Annotated in this window: 1 protein-coding gene; it reads left to right on the top strand. The window is 43.2% G+C overall.

Annotation, left to right across the window (positions count from 1 at the left end; all coding sequences use genetic code 11):
* A partial coding sequence (locus M1P97_RS26210) for a transposase (RefSeq protein WP_249390622.1) occupies nucleotides 1-658 on the top strand: 658 nt, incomplete at both ends.

Here is a 658-nt window from a genome sequence, read left to right as displayed (position 1 = left end):
ACGCGTTGGATATTAGCAGTCTTCTTCAGACATATAAAGGAGGAGGCACCAGCAGCTACCATCCCCGTATGATGCTCAAGGTCCTGTTTTATGGGTACTTGAACAATATCTATTCCTGCCGTAAAATAGAAAAGGCCTTGGAGGAGAACATTCACTTCATGTGGTTATCCGGAAATAATACTCCCGACTTCCGTACAATCAATGATTTCCGTAGCAAACGTTTAAAAGAACACATAAAATCGTTGTTTTCAGCCATTGTTCTGCTGTTACAAGAATCCGGCTATGTCAGTTTGGATGTACAGTATATCGATGGCACCAAAGTGGAATCGGCATCCAACCGCTACACTTTTGTCTGGCGTGGCAGCGTGGAAAAGAACAAGGCCAAACTGGAGTCGAAAATACAAACAATCCTTAGTGAGATTGACAAACATATCGAACAGGACAAACAGGAAAGGACACCTGATGTCTTACCGGATATGGATTCCTGTGGTTTACGGGAAAAGGTGAGCGCTTTAAACAAACGGCTCTCCGGGATGAATAAGGCAGATCAGAAACAAGTCCAAAAGCTACAGGAAGAATATCTGCCCCGCCTTGCCAAATATGAATCGCAATTAGAGAAATTAGAGGATCGTAATTCTTTCAGTAAGACGGATGAGGA

The organism is Parabacteroides leei (genome assembly GCF_023369805.1).
GTDB classification, from domain to species: domain Bacteria; phylum Bacteroidota; class Bacteroidia; order Bacteroidales; family Tannerellaceae; genus Parabacteroides; species Parabacteroides leei.
This window is presented reverse-complemented; position numbering and strand designations above follow the sequence as displayed.